The following is a 19,020-nucleotide window of genomic DNA, read 5'->3' as shown; positions in this document are numbered from 1 at the left end:
GGTGGAGAACCGTACATTCGCGACGCCGGGGTCCGGCACACCGGCGGGCGCCGCGGTGTCCGTGGCGGTGCCGGAGCAGCAGGAGCAGGGCCGGGGCCGTGCGACGCCGCACACCCCGGGCCGGACCATGCGGGCCCGGCGCCGCCGCCCCGCGGTGCTGGCGATGGCCGTCGCGCTGATCGCGGCCGGCGGGCTGGGCGGCGCCGCCCTCTACAACAGCACCGGCCAGCGGGTCGCGGTGCTGGCACTGGCCCGAGACGTGCCCTGGGGGCAGGTGATCACCGAGGACGACCTGGCGGTCGCCCGGATCGCCGGCGACCCGGCGCTGCACCCGGTCTCCGCTCAGGACCGGGCCAAGGCGGTCGGCATGCGGGCCGCCACCGACCTCAAGCGCGGCGCCATGCTGACCGGGGCGGACCTCGCCCAGGGCCTGACGGTGCAGCCCGGCCAGATCGTCGTCGGCGTCTCGGCCCGGCGTACCCAGCTGCCCGCCAGCCGGCTCCAGCCCGGGGTGCAGATCGTCGTGGTCAACACCCCCGACAACGGCCGGCCCGACTCGCTGGCCGCGACGGTCATCACCGTCGGCCGGGTGGACACCGACGGCAGCCAGGTGATCGATGTGGCGGTCGGCGCGGCGGACGGGCCCCGGCTGGCCCAATGGGTGGCCGGCGGGCGGATCCAGGTGCTGCTCGCGCCGCGGGCCGTCACCCCGGGCGGGTCCTCGACGGCCCCCGCCGGGACGGCGCCCACCGGTGCGGCGCCCACCGGTGCGGCGCCCACCGGGACGGCGCCCGCCGGTGCAGCACCCAGCGGGGCGCCCTCCGGCGCGGCCGGCGCGCCATCGGCCCCGGCCGGAACGGGTGGCGCCTGATGGCGGTGATCGCGCTGGTCGGCGGCCCGGGCGCGCCCGGGGCGACCACCACCGCCCTGGCATTGCTGCTCGCCTGGCCGCTCCAGCCCGGCCGCCGGATCGTCCTGGTCGAGGCTGACCCGGACGGCGGCGCGGTGCTCGCCGGAGCCCTGGAAGGCCGGGTCGAGGCGGTGTACGGGCTGCGCAACCTGGCCGTCGCCGACCGGCGGGGACTGCTCGCCCAGACCATCTGGGAGCAGCTGATCGACCTCTCGCCCGAGGGCAACGCCGAGCGGCTGCTGCTGCCCGGCCTCACCGACCCCGCCCAGGCGTCCGGCCTCGCCTACACCTGGGAGCCGCTCGCCGAACTGCTGCACGGCATCGAGCAGCAGGGCTACGACGTCATCGTCGACCTCGGCCGCTCCGGCGCCACCGGGACCAGCGCGGTGCTCGCCCGGCGCGCCGACGTGGTGGCGGTGACGGTCCGCAGCACCCTGCGCGGGCTCAGCGCCGCCCGCCCCCGGCTCGCCGCGCTCGGCGAGGACCTCGCCGCCGCCGGCACCGGGACGGACGCGCTCGGACTGCTGCTGGTCGCGGAAGGGCCGTACTCGGGCGCGGAGGTGTCACGCGAGTTCGGTCTGCCGCTGCTCGGGGTGCTGCCGCACGCCCCCCGCACCGCGCGGGTGCTCTCCGACGGCGGGGACACCACCGATCGGCGGTTCATCCGCTCGGAGCTGATGCGCACGGCGCGCTCGGCGGCGGACGAGGTGCAGTTGCTGGTCCGTCGCCGGCGGCAGCGGCTCGCGCCCGGCGCGGGGGCCGCGGCCGGGGCCGTCGCGGCGGTGCCGGTCGGGCCGGTGCCCGTCGCGCCGGTCGGACCGGTGCCGGTCGGGCCCGCAGCTCCGGTGCCGCCCGTGCCGCAGGTGCCCACACCGGCCCCGTACGGGCAGGGCGTCCACGGGCGGCCGGCCTCCGGGGATCAGGGCTCCGGGGAGCAGTCCCAGGGGCAGCCGTTCTACCCGCAGCCCGGCTACCCGCAACCCGGTTACCCGCAGCCCGGCTACGGGCAGTCGGCCCAGGCCCCGGTGGAGGGCGAGTCGCCCTCGTACGTCCCGCCGGTGATCACCACCGGCCCCGTCGCCCCGCTCGCCGGACTGGCACCACAGCCCGCCGCCCCCGCGCCGTTCCCGGCACACGTCCAGGCGACCGGTCACGCCTCCGGCCAGATGTCCGGCCGGATGACCGGTCCGGTGACCGAGGACGGTCAGTACCAGCTCCAGCAACCGACGGTGACGGACCGTCAAGAAGACGACCAGTACCCGTTCAACCCCGGGGAGGTGCTCCGTGCGCGGTAGCCCCCTGCACCAGCGCCCGACGGCCGACCCGGCCGCCCTGCCGTGGGCCGCGCCCGTACCGGCCGCCGGGCAGCCGCAGCCGCAGCCACAGCCGCCGTCGCAGGCGTACCAGCCCGGCCCGGTCGTACCGCAGTCGGTGCCACAGTCCGTCGCGCCGGGGCCCGTCGCCCCGGCCGCCGCCGGCCCCACCGCCGTGCCCTCCCAGCTGCCCTCGCTGGACGTGCGCGGCGCCGCCACCCGGCCGGCCGTGGACCCGCAGGTCGCGCGCGAGCTCAAGCGCCAGGTCGCGGCCGAACTGCACCAGCAGATCACCCGGTTGACCGCCGGCTCCGGTGCCGAGCCGGACCGCGCCACCCGCCGCCAGCGCGGCCGGGCGCTGATCGAGGAGGCGGTCGCCCGCTGGTCCGACGCCTACGCCCAGACCCACGGCATCCCGCCCACCCGGGAGCAGGACCGCGCCCTCGCCGAGGCCGTCTTCGACCTGCTGTTCCGGGCCGGCCGGCTCCAGCCCTACCTGGACGACCCGGAGATCGAGAACATCCTGGTCAACGGCTGTGACGACGTCTGGGTCTCCAAGGTGCACCAGCCGCTGCGGCAGGTCCCGCCGGTGGCCGACAGTGACGACGAACTCGTCGAACTGCTCCAGGACTTGGCCCGTCAGCACGGCGGCGGCGAGCGCAGCCTGTCCACCGCCAGCCCGACTCTCGCCCTGCGCCTGGAGGGCGGCATGCGCCTTCAGGCGCTCACCGAGGTGACGCCCCGCCCGTACGTGGCGATCCGGCGCCACCGGGTGGCCTCGGCGACGCTGCCCGAGATGGTCGAACTCGGCACCCTGGACTCCAGCCTGGCCGCCTTCCTGGCCGCCGCGATCCGGGCCCGGAAGAACGTGATGATCACCGGCACCCAGGGCGTCGGCAAGACCAGCCTGCTGCGCGCGATGGCCGCGGAGATCCCGCCGGACGAGCGGATCGGCACCCTGGAGTCGGAGTTCGAGCTCTGGCTGCACACCCTCGGCCACCTGCGCCAGGTCGTCCCGATGGAGGCCCGGGAGGGCAACGGTGAGCGCGTCGAAGGACGCCTGGCCGGGGAGTTGACGATCGGCGACCTGATCCCGGCCGCGCTGCGGATGACACTCTCCCGGATCATCGTCGGCGAGGTCCGCTCCGGCGAGGTCGTCCCGATGCTGCGGGTCATGACCAACGGCGAGGGCGGCTCGATGTGCACCCTGCACGCCCGCGGCCCGCACATGGTGGTCGACCGGATCGCCGAACTCTGCCTGGAGTACGGCTCGCACATGACCGACGCGCTCGCCTACCGGCTCACCGCCAACGCCCTGGACCTCATCGTGCACGTCGCCATGGTCGACGAGACCGCCGTCGGCGGCCGCCGTCACCGTTTCGTCTCCCACGTCCTGGAGGTCACCGGCCTCGGCGAGAGCGGCCGGCCCGCGCTGAACACCGTCTTCGGCCCCCGGCCGGACCTCGGCGAGCCGCGCGCCGTGCCGCACACCCCGCCGCAGTGCCTGGACGACCTGCGCCGGGCAGGCTTCGACGCCTCCCTGCTCGGCTCCCGGTACGGGAGCTGGGCCGCCCCGCTGCAGCTGCGGATCGGCGGTGGCGCGCGGTGATGCTGCTCTTCGCCCTGTGCGGGCTGGCGGTCGCCGGCGGCCTGGTCGCCCTGGTGGCCTGGGCCCGCGGCAGCGAACCCGCCGCCGAGGACGGACCCGCCCGCCGGGACAACCCGCTGGCCGGCCGCGCCCACGTCCTCTGGTACGGCGCCCCCGGCAGCGCCTCGCTGCGGATGGTGCGGCTGCGCCGGATCCAGCTGCCGCTGGCGCTCGTCGGCGGGCCGCTGGCCTGGCTGTTCACCGGCATCCCGCTGACCGCGCTGCTGGTGCCGCTGGCCGTCTTCGGCCTGCCCTGGCTGTTCGACACCACCCGCCCGGACACCCAACGGATCGAGCGGCTGGAGGCGCTCTCCGAGTGGACCCAGCGGATCGCCGACGTGCTGCTGCTCGGCGTCGGCCTCAACCAGGCCATCGTCACCAGCCGCCGCACCGCCCCCGCCGCGCTGGAGGACGAGATCGGCGAACTCGCCGCCCGGCTTCAGGCCCGCTGGCGGCCCGAGGAGGCCCTGCACGCCTTCGCCGACAGCCTCGCCGACGCCACCGCGGACAAGGTGCTCGCGGCCCTGGTGCTCCGCTCCGGGGACAGCGGCCCGGGCCTGGCCCGGACGCTCTCCGACATGGCCGACTCGGTGCGCGAGGAGGTCCGCCAGCGCCGCGTCATCGAGGCCGACCGGGCCAAGCACCGCACCACCATCCGCTGGCTGGTCGGCATCATCGTGCTGGTCGTCACCGTCGGCTCCTTCAACGCCGAGTACACCCGCCCGTACGGGACCGTCCTCGGCCAGCTGGTGCTCGCCGTGGTCGCCGCCCTGTTCGTCGCGATCATCGCCTGGATGCGGGCCCTGGCCTCGCACCCGCCGGTGCCCCGCCTGCTCACCCCGGACCGGCGCAGCAAGGGCGGGCGCAGGCTCGGCTCCACCCCGGCCCACGGGTCCGAGCCGGAGCCGGCCGAGCAGGTCGGGGAGGTCCGGTGATCTCCCCCTGGTCCGTGCTGGCCGGCGCCGTCGCGGCCGGCGGCCTCGCCCTGCTGATCGCCGAACTGCGGCCCGCACCACCGGACCTCGGCCAGGCGCTGGACCGGCTGCACCGCGCCCCGGCGGACCGCGAACAGGACCCGGACGAGCGGCCGCGCTGGTACGACCGGATCGGCGAACGCTCGCTCACCCTGCGCGGGGTGACGATCCCGCGCCGCGAACTCGCCCTGATCGGCCGCACCCCGGCCCGGTTCATGGTGCACAAGCTGCTGTTCGCCGCGCTCGGCCTGGTGCTGCCCGCCTACCTGGGCGCGATGGCCGTACTGATGGACGTCGGCCTGCCGTTCGCCCTGCCGCTGGTCGCCGGGCCGCTGCTGGCCGGGCTGCTCTGGTTCGTCCCGGACGGCGTGGTGCGCGGCGAGGCCAAGGAGGCCCGTACCGAGTACCTGCACGGCATCGCCGCCTACCTGGAACTCGTCGCCCTGGAACGGGCCGCCGACTGCGGCCCCGCCGAGGCGCTGCGCCGGGCCGCCTCGGTCGGGCAGGGCGCGGTGTTCCGGCGGATCCGCGACGCCCTGGAGCGCGCCGCCACCGACCGGCTCCCGCCCTGGGCCGGACTCGACGCGCTGGCCGAGGAGTTGGGTCTCAGCCCGCTCCAGGACGTGGCCGACATCATGCGGCTGTCCGGCACCGACGGCGCCGCCGTGTACGACACCCTGCGGGCCCGCTCCAAGGGCCTGCGCGGCGAACTGCTCGCCGAAGACCTCGCCCGCGCCAACGCCGACAGCGAGCGGATGGTCGCACCCGGCGCGGCGCTGACCCTGCTGATGACCGTCCTGATCGTCTTCCCGGCGCTCCACCAAATGCTCAACTGACGTGCACCACCGAGCAGCTGACACCACACCACACCACCTGGAGACCCCGATGACCCCACGACTCGTCCGGCTGGCAGGCCGGGTGCTGCGGCCCGTCCTGCTGCCGGTGCAGTTCGCGCTGCTGCTGTTCACCCTGCGGCTGGGCCGGCTGCGCGCCGCCCGGGCCCGCGGCGACCGCGGCGCCATCAGCATCGAACTCGCCCTCGCCATCATCGCGTTGGTGTTCGTCGCGGGCGCCGTCGCGACCGCGCTGTACCTGCTGAAGGACAAGGTGGTCACCAAGGTCGAGCAGGACCCGAACCTGCCCGGCGGAGCCGCGGGCGGCGCCACCAAGTGACCGCCCTGCTTCGCCTGCTACGCCGCCGCGGCGACCGGGGGTCGATGACCATCAGCCTGGCCATCGTCTTCCCGGTCGTCCTGCTGCTCCTGCTCCTCGTCGTCCAGGCCGCGCTGATCTGGTACGACCGGCAGGTCGCGCTCACCGCCGCCCGCGAGGGCGTGGACGCCGGCCGGGCGCAGGGCGACACGACGGAGCAGGCGAAGAACGAGGCCGCCAAGCGGCAGGCCCGGGACTTCCTGGACCGGCAGGGCGTCCGGACGTACCAGGTGGGGACGGACGGCAGCACCGCCGAGACGATCAAGGTCACGGTGGAGCTGACGCCCCCGCTGCTGATACCCGGGCTCACCGGGCCCAGCATCCGCCAGTTCGCGGAGGCGCCGCGCGAGCGCTTCATCGCGCCGGCGGTGACGCCGTGAGGCGGGCCGACGCCGAGGCTGAGGCCGCGGGCCAGGGCCGGGGATGGGGCTGGGGACGGGCCCGCGGCACCGCGCGGGCGCGGTGGCTGCGGTGGCCGCGCCGGTCGGACCGGGGCGGGATCGCGATCGAGGCGGCGATCGTCGTTCCGGGCGTGGTCGGCCTGGTGCTGGTGGCGATCGCCGCCGGACGGGTGCAGACCGCGGCCGGCACCGTGGAGGCCGCGGCCCGCGCCGGGGCCCGGACCGGCTCGCTTCAGCGCAGCGTCGCCGGAGTGGACAAGCCGGCCGCGGACTCCGCCCTCGCGACGCTGGACCAGCAGGGCGTGGCCTGCCGCACCTCGCGGGTCCAGGTCGACACCGGCACGATGGACCTGCCGGGCGGCCAGGTGGCGACCGTGACGGTCACCGTGTTCTGCGACGTCGAACTCGCCGACCTGCTCGGCGGACCGTCCGGACTGCCCGTGACCACCCACCTCAAGGGGACGTTCACCTCCGTGATGGACCGCTACCGCGGCACATGACGGCGGTAACCGGCGGTGCGCGCGCCGCAACGGGCGCGGCAGGGGGATTGGGGACGGCCCGCGCGGGGGAGACGCAAGCGGAGAGCGCTCGGGGGATGACGCAACGACACCGAGGGGCGCCCGGTGGGGAGCCGGTGGGGAGACATCGTGCGGATCGGGGGGAGGGGATGCGAGTGCTGAGCCGGCTACGGGCCCGCGGCCCCCGCTCGGCCGGGCGCCGGTCCGACCGGGGCGCGGTCGCCCTCTTCGTGGCGATCTGCGCGGCCTACCTGGTGCTCGTCATCGCGCTGGTGATCGACGCGGGCGGCCGACTGCGGGTCGCCGAACGCACCGACGCCTACGCCCAGGAGGCCGCGCGGGTCGGCGGACAGCAACTCGACCAGGCGGCCGTGCTGCAGGGGAAGGGCTTCAAGGTCCAGCAGGACTACGTCCGGCGGGCCGCCGAGATCTACCTCGAACGGTACGGGTTGCAGGTCGACCACATCACGTTCTCCGATGACGGCAAGGTCGTCACCGTCACCGTGCAGGCCGACTACCGGCCGGTCCTGCTGGGCGCCCTCGGGGAGCGGAAGGTAACGGGCAGGGGCAGTGCGACCCTCGTCCACGGAGTCGAGAAAGCGGAGACCGACTGATGGCCGCGCCACGTGCCAAGGACAAGGCCCGTACCGCCCAGGCCCGTACCGGTGGGCCCGGAACCGGCCCGGGCGGAACCGGGAAGGACGGGATGCGAACCGTGAGGGGGCACGCCCGGAGCGGGCGCCGGGCCGGACGCGGCCGCGGCGGCGCGCTGATCACCGCGCTCGCCGCGCTGGTCACCCTGCTCGCGCTGCTGTTCGGCGTCCCCGCCCTGCTGCTGTACGGCACCCAGGCGGTCGCCTCGATGGGCGAGGTCGCGTCCGGCGGGGTGGGCGAGGCGCTCACCAGTCCGGACGACGGGCGGCTGTTCCTCTGGCTGCTGGTGGTGGTCGGCTGGCTGGCCTGGGCGTGCTTCGCGCTCTCCGTCCTGCTGGAGATTCCGGCCCAGCTGCGCGGCCGGATCGCCCGCCGGATCCCGGCCTTCGGCTGGAGCCAGCGGCTCGCGGCCGGACTGGTCGGCTCGGTGCTCGCGCTGCTGCCGGTGGCCGGCTCGGCCTTCGCGGCGGTGCCCGAACTGACCCACAGCCCCGCCGCCCAGGCGCAGTTGACCCCGGGCGTGCAGCGGGCCGCGCTGCCCGCCGCCCAGCCCGCACCCGCCCTCGCACCGGCGGCGGACCAGCACCCCACCTACACCGTGCGGGACAGCCGGCCGGCGGACAGCCTGTGGTCCATCGCGGAACGCCAACTGGGCTCCGGAGAACGCTGGGTGGAGATCGCCAAGCTCAACGAGGGCCGGGCGATGGGCGATTCCGGCATCCGCTTCGACGCCGAGCGGCCGATCCAGCCCGGCTGGGAACTGCTGATGCCGGCCGACGCCAAGCCGGACGGGGCCCAGGCACCCACGCAGGCCCCGGCGCCCGCCCCCGCCCCCGCACAGACCCCGGCTCCGGCGCAGGTGCCGCAGGCCGGGACGGAGCCGGCGGCGGGCGGGCCGAAGACGGTGACCGTCCAGGCCGGGGACAGCCTGTCGGCCATCGCCCAGCGGGAGTTGGGGGACGCCGAGGCCTGGCCGAAGCTGTTCGACGCGAACAAGGGCGCGCAGGCGCCGGACGGGGAGCGGCTGACCGATCCGGACGTGCTGGAGCCGGGGATGGTGCTCACCGTGCCCGGAGCGGCCGCACCGGCCACACCGGTCGAGCAGCCGCCCGCGTCGACGCCCGTGCCCGCTCCTTCGGCCACGCCCGCTCCTTCGACCACGCCTTCGACCACGCCCGAGCAGACCCCGGCCACCCAGGCCCCGGCGCCTTCGCCCTCGCAGGCCGCGCCGTCCCAGGCTGCCCCGGCGCCCGCCCACACTCCCGCCCACACCCCCGCGCCCGCCCCCGCCGCGCACGCCGCCCCGGCGCCCAGCGACGACTACAGCGTCGCCCTCGCCGCCTCGACCGTGGGCGTCCTGCTCGCCGCCGTCATGGTCGGCACCGTCGCCTACAAACGCGGCACCCAGCTGCGCGGCCGCCGCCCCGGACACCGGATCGCGATGCCCGACGCCGAGGCCGCCGCCTTCGAGAACGAGCTGATGGTCCGCCAGGACCAGGCCGGCCTGGAACTGCTGGACCGCGCCCTGCGCACCCTGGCCCGCAACACCCTGCGCGGCGGCAAGCGGCTGCCCGCGATCGTCGCGGCCCGGATCACCACCGACCACACCATCGAACTGCACCTGTCCGGCCCGGCCACCCCGATCGCTCCGTTCCGCGCCGCGCACGCCGCCAACGTCTGGTGGTGCAGCGAGGAGTCCGGCGACCTGCTGAGCCCCGCCCAGGCCCGCAAGACCGCCGCGCCCTACCCCGCGCTGGTCACCCTCGGCACCTCGCCGGACGGCTCGGTGGTCCTCGCCGACCTGGAGGCCGTCCGGCTGCTCCACCTGTCCGGGCACCCCGACGACGCCCGCGCCGTGCTGCGCACCCTCGCCATCGAACTCGCCCACAGCCCGCTGGCCGACCGGCTCCACCTGCACCTGGTGGACCTCGCCGAGGAGGTGCCGATCAGCGGACCGGCCGCCGAACGGGTCCACCGCCACCCCACCCTGGAAGCCGCGCTCGCCGCCCTCGGCCCGCGCACCGCCAAGGCCCGCGCCACCCTGGTCGCGGCCGAGGCCGCCAGCCCGCGCGAGGCCCGCAGCCGGGGCCAGGCGGACGAGTCCTGGGTGCCCGAGATCATCCTCTGCGCCCAGCAGCCCGGCGGGGACACCCCCGCCGAACTCGGCCGCCTGCTGGACGCCCGCCCGCGCACCTGCGTCGCCGTCGTCACCCGCGCCCCCGAGCGCGGCACCGGACCGGTGGCCCGCTGGACCCTGCCGACCACCGGCCAGGCCGCCGTCCCCGGCCTGCACCTGACCGTCGAGCTCCAGCGGCTGGACGACCACCAGTACGACCAGGTCGCCGAGCTGCTCCGGGCCGCCGACGACGCCACCCAGCACCCGGCGCCCGCCTGGACGCTGGACGGTCCCGGCCTCGACCCGGACCCGGACGAGGACACCGACACCACCGAACTGCCGCTCGCCGTACCGGTGCTGGCCGCCGTCGGCGCCCCGGGCGGGACGGCCGAGGAGGACACCGAGCCGGCCGCCGGGCCCCGGTTGCTGACCCGGGTCATCGGGACCGGCGCCAGCCCGTTCGCGGGCACCGACCCGGTGACGCCCGCGCCCGTTCCTGTGTCCGTGCCCGTTCCGGTGCCGGCCGGGTCGGCGCGGTTCGCCGTCAACGGGCAGGGGCGGCAGGCGGCCACCGGGACGGAGCAGCCCGCCGACGAGGCCACCCGCGACCTGCGGCTGCCGGGTGCCCCCGCCGAGTCGCCGGAGCCGGAGACGGAGGCGGAGGCGGAGGTGAACCCTGAGGCGGAGGCGCAAGAGGCGGTCGGGGACGCCGACGCGGCACCGGCGGAGGCATCGGTGGTGGTGCTCCCCGTCCAGCCCGTCCAGCCCGTGGCCCCGCAGACGTCCGCGGCGCCTGCGGTACCGGCAGTACCGGCAGTGCCCGCGGCGCCGGGCGAGCCCGCGCCGACGCACCAGAGCGCGCCCGCGCCCACCGGCGTCGATCCGCGCGTCCCGGGCCGCCCGGAACCCGCCCCCGGCCCGTACGGCCCGACCGGCCCGACCGGCCCGGCCGGTGACGATCAGGAGGCGACGGTCGAACCCGGCCCGGCCGCCACCGCGCCGGTCGCCCGGACCACCCCCGGGCGCAGCGACAGCGACGACCTGCTCGCCATCCTCCGCTCCCCGGAGGCCCACACCCCGCGCACCGCCCCCCGGATCCGGCTGCTCGGCCCGGTCGACGTGGCCGGCACCCCGGGCGCCGTCGAACCCGGCGCGCTGCCCCGGCTCACCGAACTCGCCGTCTACCTCGCCCTGCGGCCCGGTGCCGACCACCACGCGCTCGACCACGACCTCCACCCGGGCGCCGCCCACCTCGACCCGCACCCCACCGCGTCCGACGCGGGGAGCCCGCTCCCGGCCAAACTCGCCGACCTGGCGGCCTGGTTCGGCACCACGCCCGACGGCCGCGCCTACCTGCCCACCGACACCGTCGAGGGCTACTCCTTCGCCCCGACCGTCACCTGCGACTGGGACGAGTTCCGCGGCCTCTACCGGCGCGGCATGCGCAGTACCAGCGCCACCGCGGACGCCGCCCTCGCCCACGCCCTGGCCCTGGTCCGCGGCGCCCCGTTCGCCGAGGCCCCGCCCGCCTCCTACGGCTGGGCCGAGGCCGAGCGCCAGGACATGATCGCCGCGATCGTCGACACCGCCCACGAACTGGCCGCCCGCCGCCTCCAGTACGGCGACCACCGCAGCGCCGAGGCGGCCGTCTTCCGCGGCCTCGCCGTCGCCCCGGACGTCGAACTCCTGCACCGGGACCTCTTCTACGCCTACGCCTCGGCCGGCGCGCGGGACCAGCTGCTGCGCGCCGTCAACCGCCTCGATGCGCTGAGCCGCCGCACCGGCCGGGACCTGGACGCCGACACCGTCGCCCTGCTGCGCGACCTGCTCGCCGGGTCCTGAAACGCCCCGTCGCCCGCCCGGTCACCCCTGATCCGTCCGGATCCGGCAGGGGTGACCGGGCGGGCGTCACTGCTCCCAGGAGAAGGGGCGGCAGACGCAGGCGCCGTCGCGCGCGGGTGCGGAGGCGGTGTGGACGTCCTGCACGGATGCCGTCGCCAGCCTGGCCACGGCCACCATGACCCGCCCGGGGTCGGCAGGGGTCCGCGCGACCACCTCGGCGCCGCCCTGCTCCTCCTCCGTCGCCCGGACGAGCACGCTGAACTCGTACGCCCCGTCCTCGATGCCGTATCCGTCCGCCCACAGTTCGAGCACGGCCCCGTCCCGCAGGGTCAGGTGCCAGCGGGTCGGTGGCCCAGCCTCGTACTCCATGGCGGGGGAGTGTAGTCAGGTGCCGCGCAGCCAGGCGTCGAGGGTGGTGAAGTCGGCTTCGGTGAGGCCGACTCGGGGGTCCACGCGGTGGAGCAGCGCGGGAGCGGGGGAGTGGGCCTCGACCCAGCGGCGATCGGCCCCGGTGATCTCGTCGTCCACCCAGGCGAACGGGCGGCCCGCGGCCCAGGCGACCAAGGTACGGGTCTTCCAGTGCAGTTGGGCGTTCGTTCGGTGGCCGCCGTCCGCATCGTCCGTTCCATCCGTTCCGTCCGCGCCGTCCGCGTCGTCCGTCTCCGGCCAGTCCACGTACGGCAGTCGGGGCAGGCCCAGCCGGGGCGAGAGGCAGTCGTCGGCATCCGCCAACCACGTGGTGGCCCAGACCAGTTGGCAGGGCAGGGCCAGCAATCGCCGCCCCAGGCCCGGGTCGACCCGGGCCACCAGCGGATTGCCCTCCGGCCCCGTGCCCGGGCCCGGGTAGCTGGGGTAACCGCCCGGGGGCGGGGCGCCGAAGGGGATCAGAGGTCCGTCGACGTCGAGGAACAGCAGGGGCGGGCCGGAAGCGGTCATGACGGCACGATAGCCACCGGCGCCGACGGCGTGGGCGCGCCGATCGGCCACCCGGCCTGGCTCGGGCGTGCCGGGATCTCGTAGGGTGGCGCGCACGGGACGTGGTGGCAGGCACCACGAGAGCAAGGGCATCAGACGCCGCGGCAGCGGCGGGGCGGGGCGGTGACCAGAAGATGGCGGAGACGACAGCTGTTTCCGGAGGTCCCGAGCCGACAGCGGATTCGGGCCCCTGGGACGCCGTACCGCCGCCCGTCCACCGGACCGCCGAGGAGCACCCGCCCGGGCCGGCCGCGCTGTACGAGCCGCCGCCGACGCCCCCGGCCGCACCCCCGGCGCCGCCGACCGTGCCACCGGCCCCGCCGGTCGCGCCCACCGGATGGACCCTCACCGGCCTGCCCGCCGCCGGTGCCCCGCCCCAGGCGGCGCCGCAGCAGGCGCAGGCCCCCGGTGCGGCCCCCGTCGGCCCGGGCGGCCCGGGCGGGCTGGGCGCAGCGCCGCGCGGCCGGATCCTGGTGATCGAGGGCGGCTACGGCACCTCCGGCCGCCGCACCTGGGGCCGGGGCGGCCCCACCCAGGCGCCGGTGCTGTCGGCGATGCTCGCCGCCGTCTCGCCACAGGTGCTGCTCGCCGCGGACGCGGTGGACGCCGTCCACCTCCCCGGCGCCAGCGACCCGCACACCGTCCTCGCCCACCTGCGCGCCGCCTCCCGGCACCCCGGGCCGCTGCTGGTCCACCTGGGCGGGCACGTCGTCGCCGACAAGCGCGGCGGGCAGCTGCAGCTCACCCTGCGCGACTCCAAGCAGGACGGCTTGCCCTGGCAGGCCGTCGCCGCCGAACTGAGCCACCGTCCGGCCGAGTGGCAGACCCTGGTCATCGCCGACCTGAGCGCCGACCAGAACGCCTGGCCGTACCTCCAGGGCACCGTCTCGCCGCTCAGCGAGGGCATCCCGCTGTGGGCCGTCGTCAGTCCCGATCCGGAGCAGATCGGCACCTTCACCCGCGCCCTGATCGAGGCACTGCACGGCGGACGCCCGGGGGCGGGCGAGGTGCTCGCCCCCGAGCAGCTGCGCCAGCAGGTGTACTCGGTGCTGCGGCCGGACGTGGTCATCCTGGCCACCCACGCCCCGGACCGCCCGGTCTTCCGCAACACCGCCCGCCGGGGCGAGGCCCTGGTCGCGGACGCTGTGCTGCCGCTGCCGGAGGCGCTGTCCCTCTTGGACGCGCCGTCGGTCGTGGACGCGGTGGCCGAGCCGGCGCTGTCCCTGGCGGCGCCGCTGTCGCTGCCGCTGCCGCGTCAGGCGGAGTCCTGGGACGCCGTGGCCGAGCGGGCCCCGGCGGCCGAGGCCCTGGTCCCCTCTACGCCCGTGGGTGGACCGGTGAACCTGGTCAAGCCCGGCGTGCCGCCCACACCGCCGCGACCGGCCCGCCCGGTCAGCCTGCGGAAGGCGGGCGAGCAGCCCGCCGAGGAGCCGTCGAACGTCAGCCTGCACAAGGCCGCCGCCGACGCCGTGGCGCCGGCCATGGCGGAGGCCGCGTCCTCGGCGGGCGTCACCCTGCGCAAGGCCCGGCGGGAGCCGTCGGACACCGTTCCGGAGGCGGCCGGGGGGCCGTCGGCGGTGGTCGCCGAGGATGTGGCCGATGCCGCTGAGGTAGCTGACCCGGCTGTGGTGGCGGGGGAGCCCGCCGAGGAGCCCCGGGACGCCGTCCCGGCCGAGGCCCTGCCGACGGCCGACGAGCCGCAGGGCGAGGTGCCCGAGGACGAGGTGCCCGAGGGCGAGGTGCCGGCCGACGAGGTGCCCGTCGCGGAGGTGCCCGAGGACGAGGTACCCCGGGACGAGGTACCGGCCGACGAGGTCCCGTCCGAGGTGCCGCCCGCTCCGCCCGCTCCGCCCGCTCCGCCTGCTCCGCCCGTGCAGGCCGAGGCGACCGCCGACGGCCCGCAGGCCGGCGCCCCGGCCGCCAACGCGCCGCGCGAGGACTACCGCGAGGTCATCGGACGGATCGTCCGCAGTGCCGACGCCGGGGACCACGCCGCCGCCACCGACCTCGCCTTCGCCCTCGAACTGGAGGCGATCGCCGAGCACGGAGCGGTCTCCGAACCGGTCCTCCAGGTGCGCCAGGTGCGCGCCCACGTCTGCCGGCTGGCGGGCCGGCCCGCCGAGGCGGCCAGCATCTACCGCGAGGTGGCCCTGACGCTGCTGCGCTCGCAGGGGGCGGAGGACCCGGAGGCCCAGCGGGCGGCCACCAACGCCGAGGCCTGCTGGCGTTCGATCGCCGACCGGGCGGAGGCGATCCGCATCGCCCCGGAGATCATCGAACTGCGCGCCTTCCTCCCGGGCCGGGACAACCGCAAGCTCCGGGCCGCCGAGCGCTACCTTGCGCAACTGGCGGCCACCCCGGCGGGCGCCGACCGAGCCTGAGCCGGGCGGCTCCCGGCTCCCGGCTCCCGGCTCCCGGCTCCCGGCTCCCGGCTCCCGGCTCCCGGCTCCCGGCTCCCGGCTCCCGGCAGCTGACGGAGAGCAGAGAACGGCAAACAGAAAACAGCGAACGGATAACAGATGTTGAAATCTGTTATCCGTTCGCTGTTACTTGTCAGCTGTTACTTGTCAGCTCTCACGCACGCACGACCAGCTGCTTACTGCTCGTCGCCCTGGCTGTTGTCGTCGCCCAGCACGTCGCCCGCGATCGCGTGGACGAACTTGGCGCCGTCGATGGTGCCCAGGCCGCTCGCGAGGTCGTAGCCCGAGGCGGCGTTGTAGCCGGTGACGCCGCCCCAGCCGTTGTCGCCGTCCTTGACGTCCACGATGCCGCTCCAGCTGTTCGGGAGCAGGCTCAGGCCGTACAGGCTCGGGTTGAGCTGGCCGAGGCGGTGGCCGGCGAGCTGGTCGGCGAGCGCGACGACGCCCGAGAACAGCGGGGTGGCCTCGCTGGTGCCGCCGGTGAGGTGCCAGCCGACCGCGGTCGGGTCGTAGGACTCGTAGGTCCAGGCGGCGCCGTCGACGGCCGCGCTCATGCTGATGTCCGGGGTGCCGCGGTGGTTGCCGGTGACGTTCGCGACGCCGGTCTGGTACCACGGGCGCTGGAAGATGCCGGACACGCCGCCGCCGCCGGCGCCGGACTTGTCGTGCCACACCTTGTCGGCCGCGGTGCGCTTGCCGTTGTCGTCCAGGGTCAGCTGGGTGCCGCCGATGGAGGTGACCAGCGGGTCCGAGGACGGCCAGGAGTTGACCTTGAACGGGTACAGGTCGGTGCCGTTGGTCTGCGAGTCGGTCGCGCCGTTGTCGCCGGAGGCGGCGAGCACGGTGACGTCGCGGTCGGCGGCGGCCTTGAAGGCGTAGCGCAGGTCGGTCAGCGACTTGAAGTCGCCCTTGTCGTAGCCCGGGAAGGTGTTCTCGGTGGCGCCGAAGCTCTGCGAGATGACGTCGCCGACGCCCTTCTTGATGAGGTCCTTCTCGGCGTCCATCATCTCGGGCAGGCCGGTGGTGCCCTCGGTCTCGGCCACGCCGGTCTCGACCAGGACGATGTGGGCGTCGGGGGCGATCGCGTGGGCGTACTCGACGTCCAGGGTGGTCTCGCCGGCCCAGCCGGTGTGGTCGGGGTTCTTCGGGTCGAAGACCGGGACGTTGCCCCACTTCTTGACCTCGACCTGGGTGTCCTTCAGACCCCACTGCTTGTCGAAGACCTCGAGGTCGTGCTGGATGGTCGGCGAGCCGAAGGAGTCGACGATGACGATCGTGCGGCCCTTGCCGGTGATGCCCTCCTTGTACAGCGGGGCCAGGTTGTACGCGGCCTGGTACTGCAGCGGGGAGTAGCAGTGGATGCCGATCTGGCTGACGCACTGGGTGGTGCTCAGCGGCGCCGGGCGGGTGGTGGCGAGGTGGTGGCCGAAGGAGGCCGGGCGGACGTGGACGCCCGAGTAGTCGTGCGCGGGGGCGGCGGTCGCGGCGCCGACGGCCGGAACGGCGACGGTGCCGGCGGTGAGGGCGGTGGCCCCCACGGCGAGCAGAGCCAGGGCACGGCGGAGGGTGGCGGGGCTGCCCATGGGACTCCTTGGGACGCAGAGGGCCCGACCTGGGGTGGTCGAGTCGGTTTCGGACATCCCATCGACTGCCGCATGATCATGCCATAGTCATTTGGTGGGGTCGTCTGACCAGGCACATGGTCATGATCGGCCACGCGAAAAGGTAAAGGCCGTCCCAGGGAAAAGTAACCGCGCACCTGGGACGGCCATCTGATGACACGTCAGTAATATTCAATGAATATTAACCGTATCTACCCAGTGCCCACTCAATTCAACTGGCGGCCACCGGTTTCACCCCTGGGGGTGGCTATCGAGCCCCGCCGTTGACGTAGAGGGTCTGCCCGCTGACGTACGAGGCCTCCTCGCTCGCCAGGAAGGCCACCACCGAGGCGACCTCCTCCGGCTGCCCGACCCGGCGCAGCGGCGTGCGGGCGGACACCTCCGCCTGGTGGTCCTCGGCCGTGGCGCCGACCCGCTCGGCGGTGGCCGCCGTCATCGCGGTGGCGATGTAGCCGGGGGCGACGGCGTTGACGTTGATGTTGAACGGCCCGAGCTCGATCGCCAGGGTCGCGGTGAGCCCCTGGATGCCGGCCTTGGCGGCCGCGTAGTTGGCCTGGCCCCGGTTGCCGAGCGCGGAGCGGGAACTGAGCGAGACGATCTTCCCGTACTTCTGCGCCACCATGTACTTCTGGGCCACGTGGCTGCAGTTGTACGCGCTGGTCAGGTTGACGGTCAGGACGGTGTCCCAGTCGGCCTTGGACATCTTGAAGAACAGGTTGTCCCGGGTGATCCCGGCGTTGTTCACCAGGACGTGCAGCCCGCCGAGTTCCTCCGCGATCCGGGCGAACACCTCCTCGACGGCGTCGTAGTCGGCCACGTCGCAGCCGTAGGCCCGGGCGGTGCCGCCCTTGGCGGTGATCTCGGCGACCGTCCCGGCCGCCCGTTCGGCGGTCAGGTCGACCACCGCGACCGTGGCGCCCTCCTCCGCCAGTCGGCGGGCGGTGGCCGCGCCGATGCCCTGTGCCGCGCCGGTCACCACGGCGACCCTGCCCGTGAATCGCGCCATGTCGGTTCCTCCGCTCATCTGGAAACTCCCTCGGACGTTCTCGGCCTCAACCGTTCCGGAGGCCGGCCGTTCTGGACGTCAGCAGTTCTGGACGTCAGCAGCGCTGGACGTCAGCAGTTCTGGACGTCAGCAGTTCTGGACGTCAGCTGTTCTCGGCGTCAGCCGTTCTGGCCGTCAGCAGCTCGGCGGTCAGCCGTTCTCGACCAGCACGGCCGTACCCTGCCCCACGCCCACGCACATCGTGGCCAGGCCGCGCCGGGCGCCGGTGCGGCGCATGCGGTGCAGCAGGGTGGTGAGGATGCGGGCGCCCGAGCCGCCCAGCGGGTGGCCGAGGGCGATCGCCCCGCCGCTGGGGTTGACCAGCTCGTCCGCCCGCTCCGGGCTGAACCCGATGCCGTCGGCGGAGGCCAGCGCCTGGGCGGCGAAGGCCTCGTTCAGCTCGGCCGTGTCCAGGTCGGCGAGGTTCCAGCCGGCCCGGCCGAGCACCTTGGCGGTGGCCGGCACCGGACCGATGCCCATGACGTCCGGGTGCACCCCGGCCGAGGCCCCGGCCACGTACCGGCCGAGCGGCTGGAGCCCGAGGTCGCGCAGGGCCTCCTCACTGACCAGGACGAGTCCGGCCGCGCCGTCGTTCATCGGCGAGGCGTTCCCGGCCGTGACGGTGCCGCCCGGACGGAAGGCCGGCTTGAGCCGGGCGAGCTTCTCCAGGCTGGTGTCCTCGCGGATGCCCTCGTCCTGGCTCACCGTCACCCCGTCCGGCCGCTCCACCGGGACCAGTTCGGCGTCGAAGTGCCCGTCCTTGCGGGCGGTGGCGGCCCGCTGGTGGCTGCGCAGCGCGAAGGCGTCCTGGCGCTCGCGCCCGATGCCGTACCGGCTCGCCACCTCCTCGGCGGTCTCGCCCATGCTGAGCACGCCGTGGAGTTCGGCCATCCGGGGGTTGGTGAGCCGCCAGCCGAGCCGGGTGTCGTGGGTCTCGATGCGGTGCGGCAGTGCCTCGTCGGGGCGAGGCAGGACGAAGGGCGCGCGGGTCATCGACTCGCAGCCGCCGGCCAGCACCACCTCGGCCTCCCCGGAGCCGATGGCCCGGGCGGCGAGGGTGACGGCCTCCAGGCCGGAGGCGCAGAGCCGGTTGACGGTGGCGCCGGGGACGGTCTCGGGGAGGCCGGCCAGCAGGACGGCCATCCGGGCGGCGTTGCGGTTGTCCTCGCCGGCCTGGTTGGCGGCGCCCCAGTAGACGTCGTCGATCCGGGCCGGGTCGAGGGCGGGTACGTCGGCGAGCAGGGCGCGCAGCACGGTGGCCGAGAGGTCGTCCGGGCGGACCGTGGCGAGCGCTCCCCGCAGTCGGCCGATGGGTGTGCGGCGGGCTGCGGCGAAGTAGACAGGGCGCACGTCGTGCTCCTTATCGGATG

16 protein-coding genes are annotated in these 19,020 nt (G+C 75.4%); 11 read left to right on the top strand and 5 right to left on the bottom strand.

The window, feature by feature from the left end:
- Window position 1 precedes the first annotated feature (1 nt).
- The 10 genes from ACZ3YL_RS01405 (at window position 2) to ACZ3YL_RS01360 (ending at window position 11,588) form a co-directional block, all read left to right on the top strand.
- Window positions 2-871, top strand: coding sequence for an SAF domain-containing protein (locus ACZ3YL_RS01405; protein WP_465654615.1), 870 nt, complete (start codon window positions 2-4; stop codon window positions 869-871).
- Complete coding sequence (locus ACZ3YL_RS01400) at window positions 871-2,205, top strand: hypothetical protein (RefSeq protein WP_465654613.1); 1,335 nt, start codon at window positions 871-873, stop codon at window positions 2,203-2,205. Before ACZ3YL_RS01405 ends, ACZ3YL_RS01400 begins: the two co-directional genes overlap by 1 nt.
- The gene (locus ACZ3YL_RS01395; RefSeq protein ID WP_465654611.1) at window positions 2,195-3,832 is read left to right on the top strand and encodes a CpaF family protein; all 1,638 of its coding nucleotides are present in this window, start codon (window positions 2,195-2,197) and stop codon (window positions 3,830-3,832) included. Before ACZ3YL_RS01400 ends, ACZ3YL_RS01395 begins: the two co-directional genes overlap by 11 nt.
- A complete protein-coding gene (locus ACZ3YL_RS01390; RefSeq protein ID WP_188305904.1) occupies window positions 3,832-4,806 on the top strand; it encodes a type II secretion system F family protein in 975 nt (324 codons plus the stop codon). The genes ACZ3YL_RS01395 and ACZ3YL_RS01390 overlap by 1 nt, the downstream gene beginning before the upstream one ends.
- Window positions 4,803-5,681: a hypothetical protein gene (locus ACZ3YL_RS01385; protein ID WP_188305903.1), complete on the top strand. Its 879-nt coding sequence runs from the start codon at window positions 4,803-4,805 to the stop codon at window positions 5,679-5,681. The genes ACZ3YL_RS01390 and ACZ3YL_RS01385 overlap by 4 nt, the downstream gene beginning before the upstream one ends.
- 49 nt (window positions 5,682-5,730) lie before the next feature.
- Window positions 5,731-6,018 (top strand): hypothetical protein, encoded by a 288-nt coding sequence (locus ACZ3YL_RS01380; RefSeq protein ID WP_188305902.1) that lies wholly within the window; start codon window positions 5,731-5,733, stop codon window positions 6,016-6,018.
- 44 nt (window positions 6,019-6,062) lie between these two features.
- Entirely contained in the window at window positions 6,063-6,437 is a 375-nt protein-coding gene (locus tag ACZ3YL_RS01375; protein WP_188305901.1) for a TadE/TadG family type IV pilus assembly protein, read from the top strand.
- Window positions 6,434-6,958, top strand: a complete 525-nt coding sequence (locus tag ACZ3YL_RS01370) for a TadE/TadG family type IV pilus assembly protein (protein ID WP_188305900.1) — start codon at window positions 6,434-6,436, stop codon at window positions 6,956-6,958. Before ACZ3YL_RS01375 ends, ACZ3YL_RS01370 begins: the two co-directional genes overlap by 4 nt.
- A gap of 167 nt (window positions 6,959-7,125) precedes the next feature.
- A complete protein-coding gene (locus tag ACZ3YL_RS01365) occupies window positions 7,126-7,590 on the top strand; it encodes a TadE/TadG family type IV pilus assembly protein (protein WP_188305899.1) in 465 nt (154 codons plus the stop codon).
- A 92-nt stretch (window positions 7,591-7,682) separates the two neighbouring features.
- Window positions 7,683-11,588: a LysM peptidoglycan-binding domain-containing protein gene (locus tag ACZ3YL_RS01360; RefSeq protein ID WP_465654607.1), complete on the top strand. Its 3,906-nt coding sequence runs from the start codon at window positions 7,683-7,685 to the stop codon at window positions 11,586-11,588.
- 66 nt (window positions 11,589-11,654) lie between these two features.
- On the opposite strand, the gene ACZ3YL_RS01355 is transcribed toward ACZ3YL_RS01360, so the two are convergent.
- Together ACZ3YL_RS01355 and ACZ3YL_RS01350 are read right to left on the bottom strand one after the other, a co-directional pair.
- Window positions 11,655-11,957 (bottom strand): hypothetical protein, encoded by a 303-nt coding sequence (locus ACZ3YL_RS01355; RefSeq protein ID WP_188305897.1) that lies wholly within the window; start codon window positions 11,955-11,957, stop codon window positions 11,655-11,657.
- 15 nt (window positions 11,958-11,972) lie between these two features.
- The gene (locus tag ACZ3YL_RS01350; RefSeq protein WP_465654606.1) at window positions 11,973-12,524 is read right to left on the bottom strand and encodes an HAD domain-containing protein; all 552 of its coding nucleotides are present in this window, start codon (window positions 12,522-12,524) and stop codon (window positions 11,973-11,975) included.
- Between the two features lie 173 nt (window positions 12,525-12,697).
- On the opposite strand from ACZ3YL_RS01350, the gene ACZ3YL_RS01345 reads away from it, so the two are divergent.
- Window positions 12,698-14,944 (top strand): hypothetical protein, encoded by a 2,247-nt coding sequence (locus ACZ3YL_RS01345; protein ID WP_465654604.1) that lies wholly within the window; start codon window positions 12,698-12,700, stop codon window positions 14,942-14,944.
- 215 nt (window positions 14,945-15,159) lie between these two features.
- Here ACZ3YL_RS01345 and ACZ3YL_RS01340 read toward each other — a convergent pair whose 3' ends face one another.
- The 3 genes from ACZ3YL_RS01340 to ACZ3YL_RS01330 form a co-directional block, all read right to left on the bottom strand.
- Window positions 15,160-16,566: a S53 family peptidase gene (locus ACZ3YL_RS01340; RefSeq protein ID WP_465654602.1), complete on the bottom strand. Its 1,407-nt coding sequence runs from the start codon at window positions 16,564-16,566 to the stop codon at window positions 15,160-15,162.
- A gap of 286 nt (window positions 16,567-16,852) precedes the next feature.
- A complete protein-coding gene (gene fabG, locus ACZ3YL_RS01335; protein WP_188305111.1) occupies window positions 16,853-17,611 on the bottom strand; it encodes a 3-oxoacyl-ACP reductase FabG in 759 nt (252 codons plus the stop codon).
- A 189-nt stretch (window positions 17,612-17,800) separates the two neighbouring features.
- Complete coding sequence (locus ACZ3YL_RS01330) at window positions 17,801-19,000, bottom strand: thiolase family protein (RefSeq protein WP_188305112.1); 1,200 nt, start codon at window positions 18,998-19,000, stop codon at window positions 17,801-17,803.
- Window positions 19,001-19,020 lie beyond the last annotated feature (20 nt).

This window comes from Kitasatospora sp. NPDC023176 (assembly GCF_055560495.1).
This window is presented reverse-complemented; position numbering and strand designations above follow the sequence as displayed.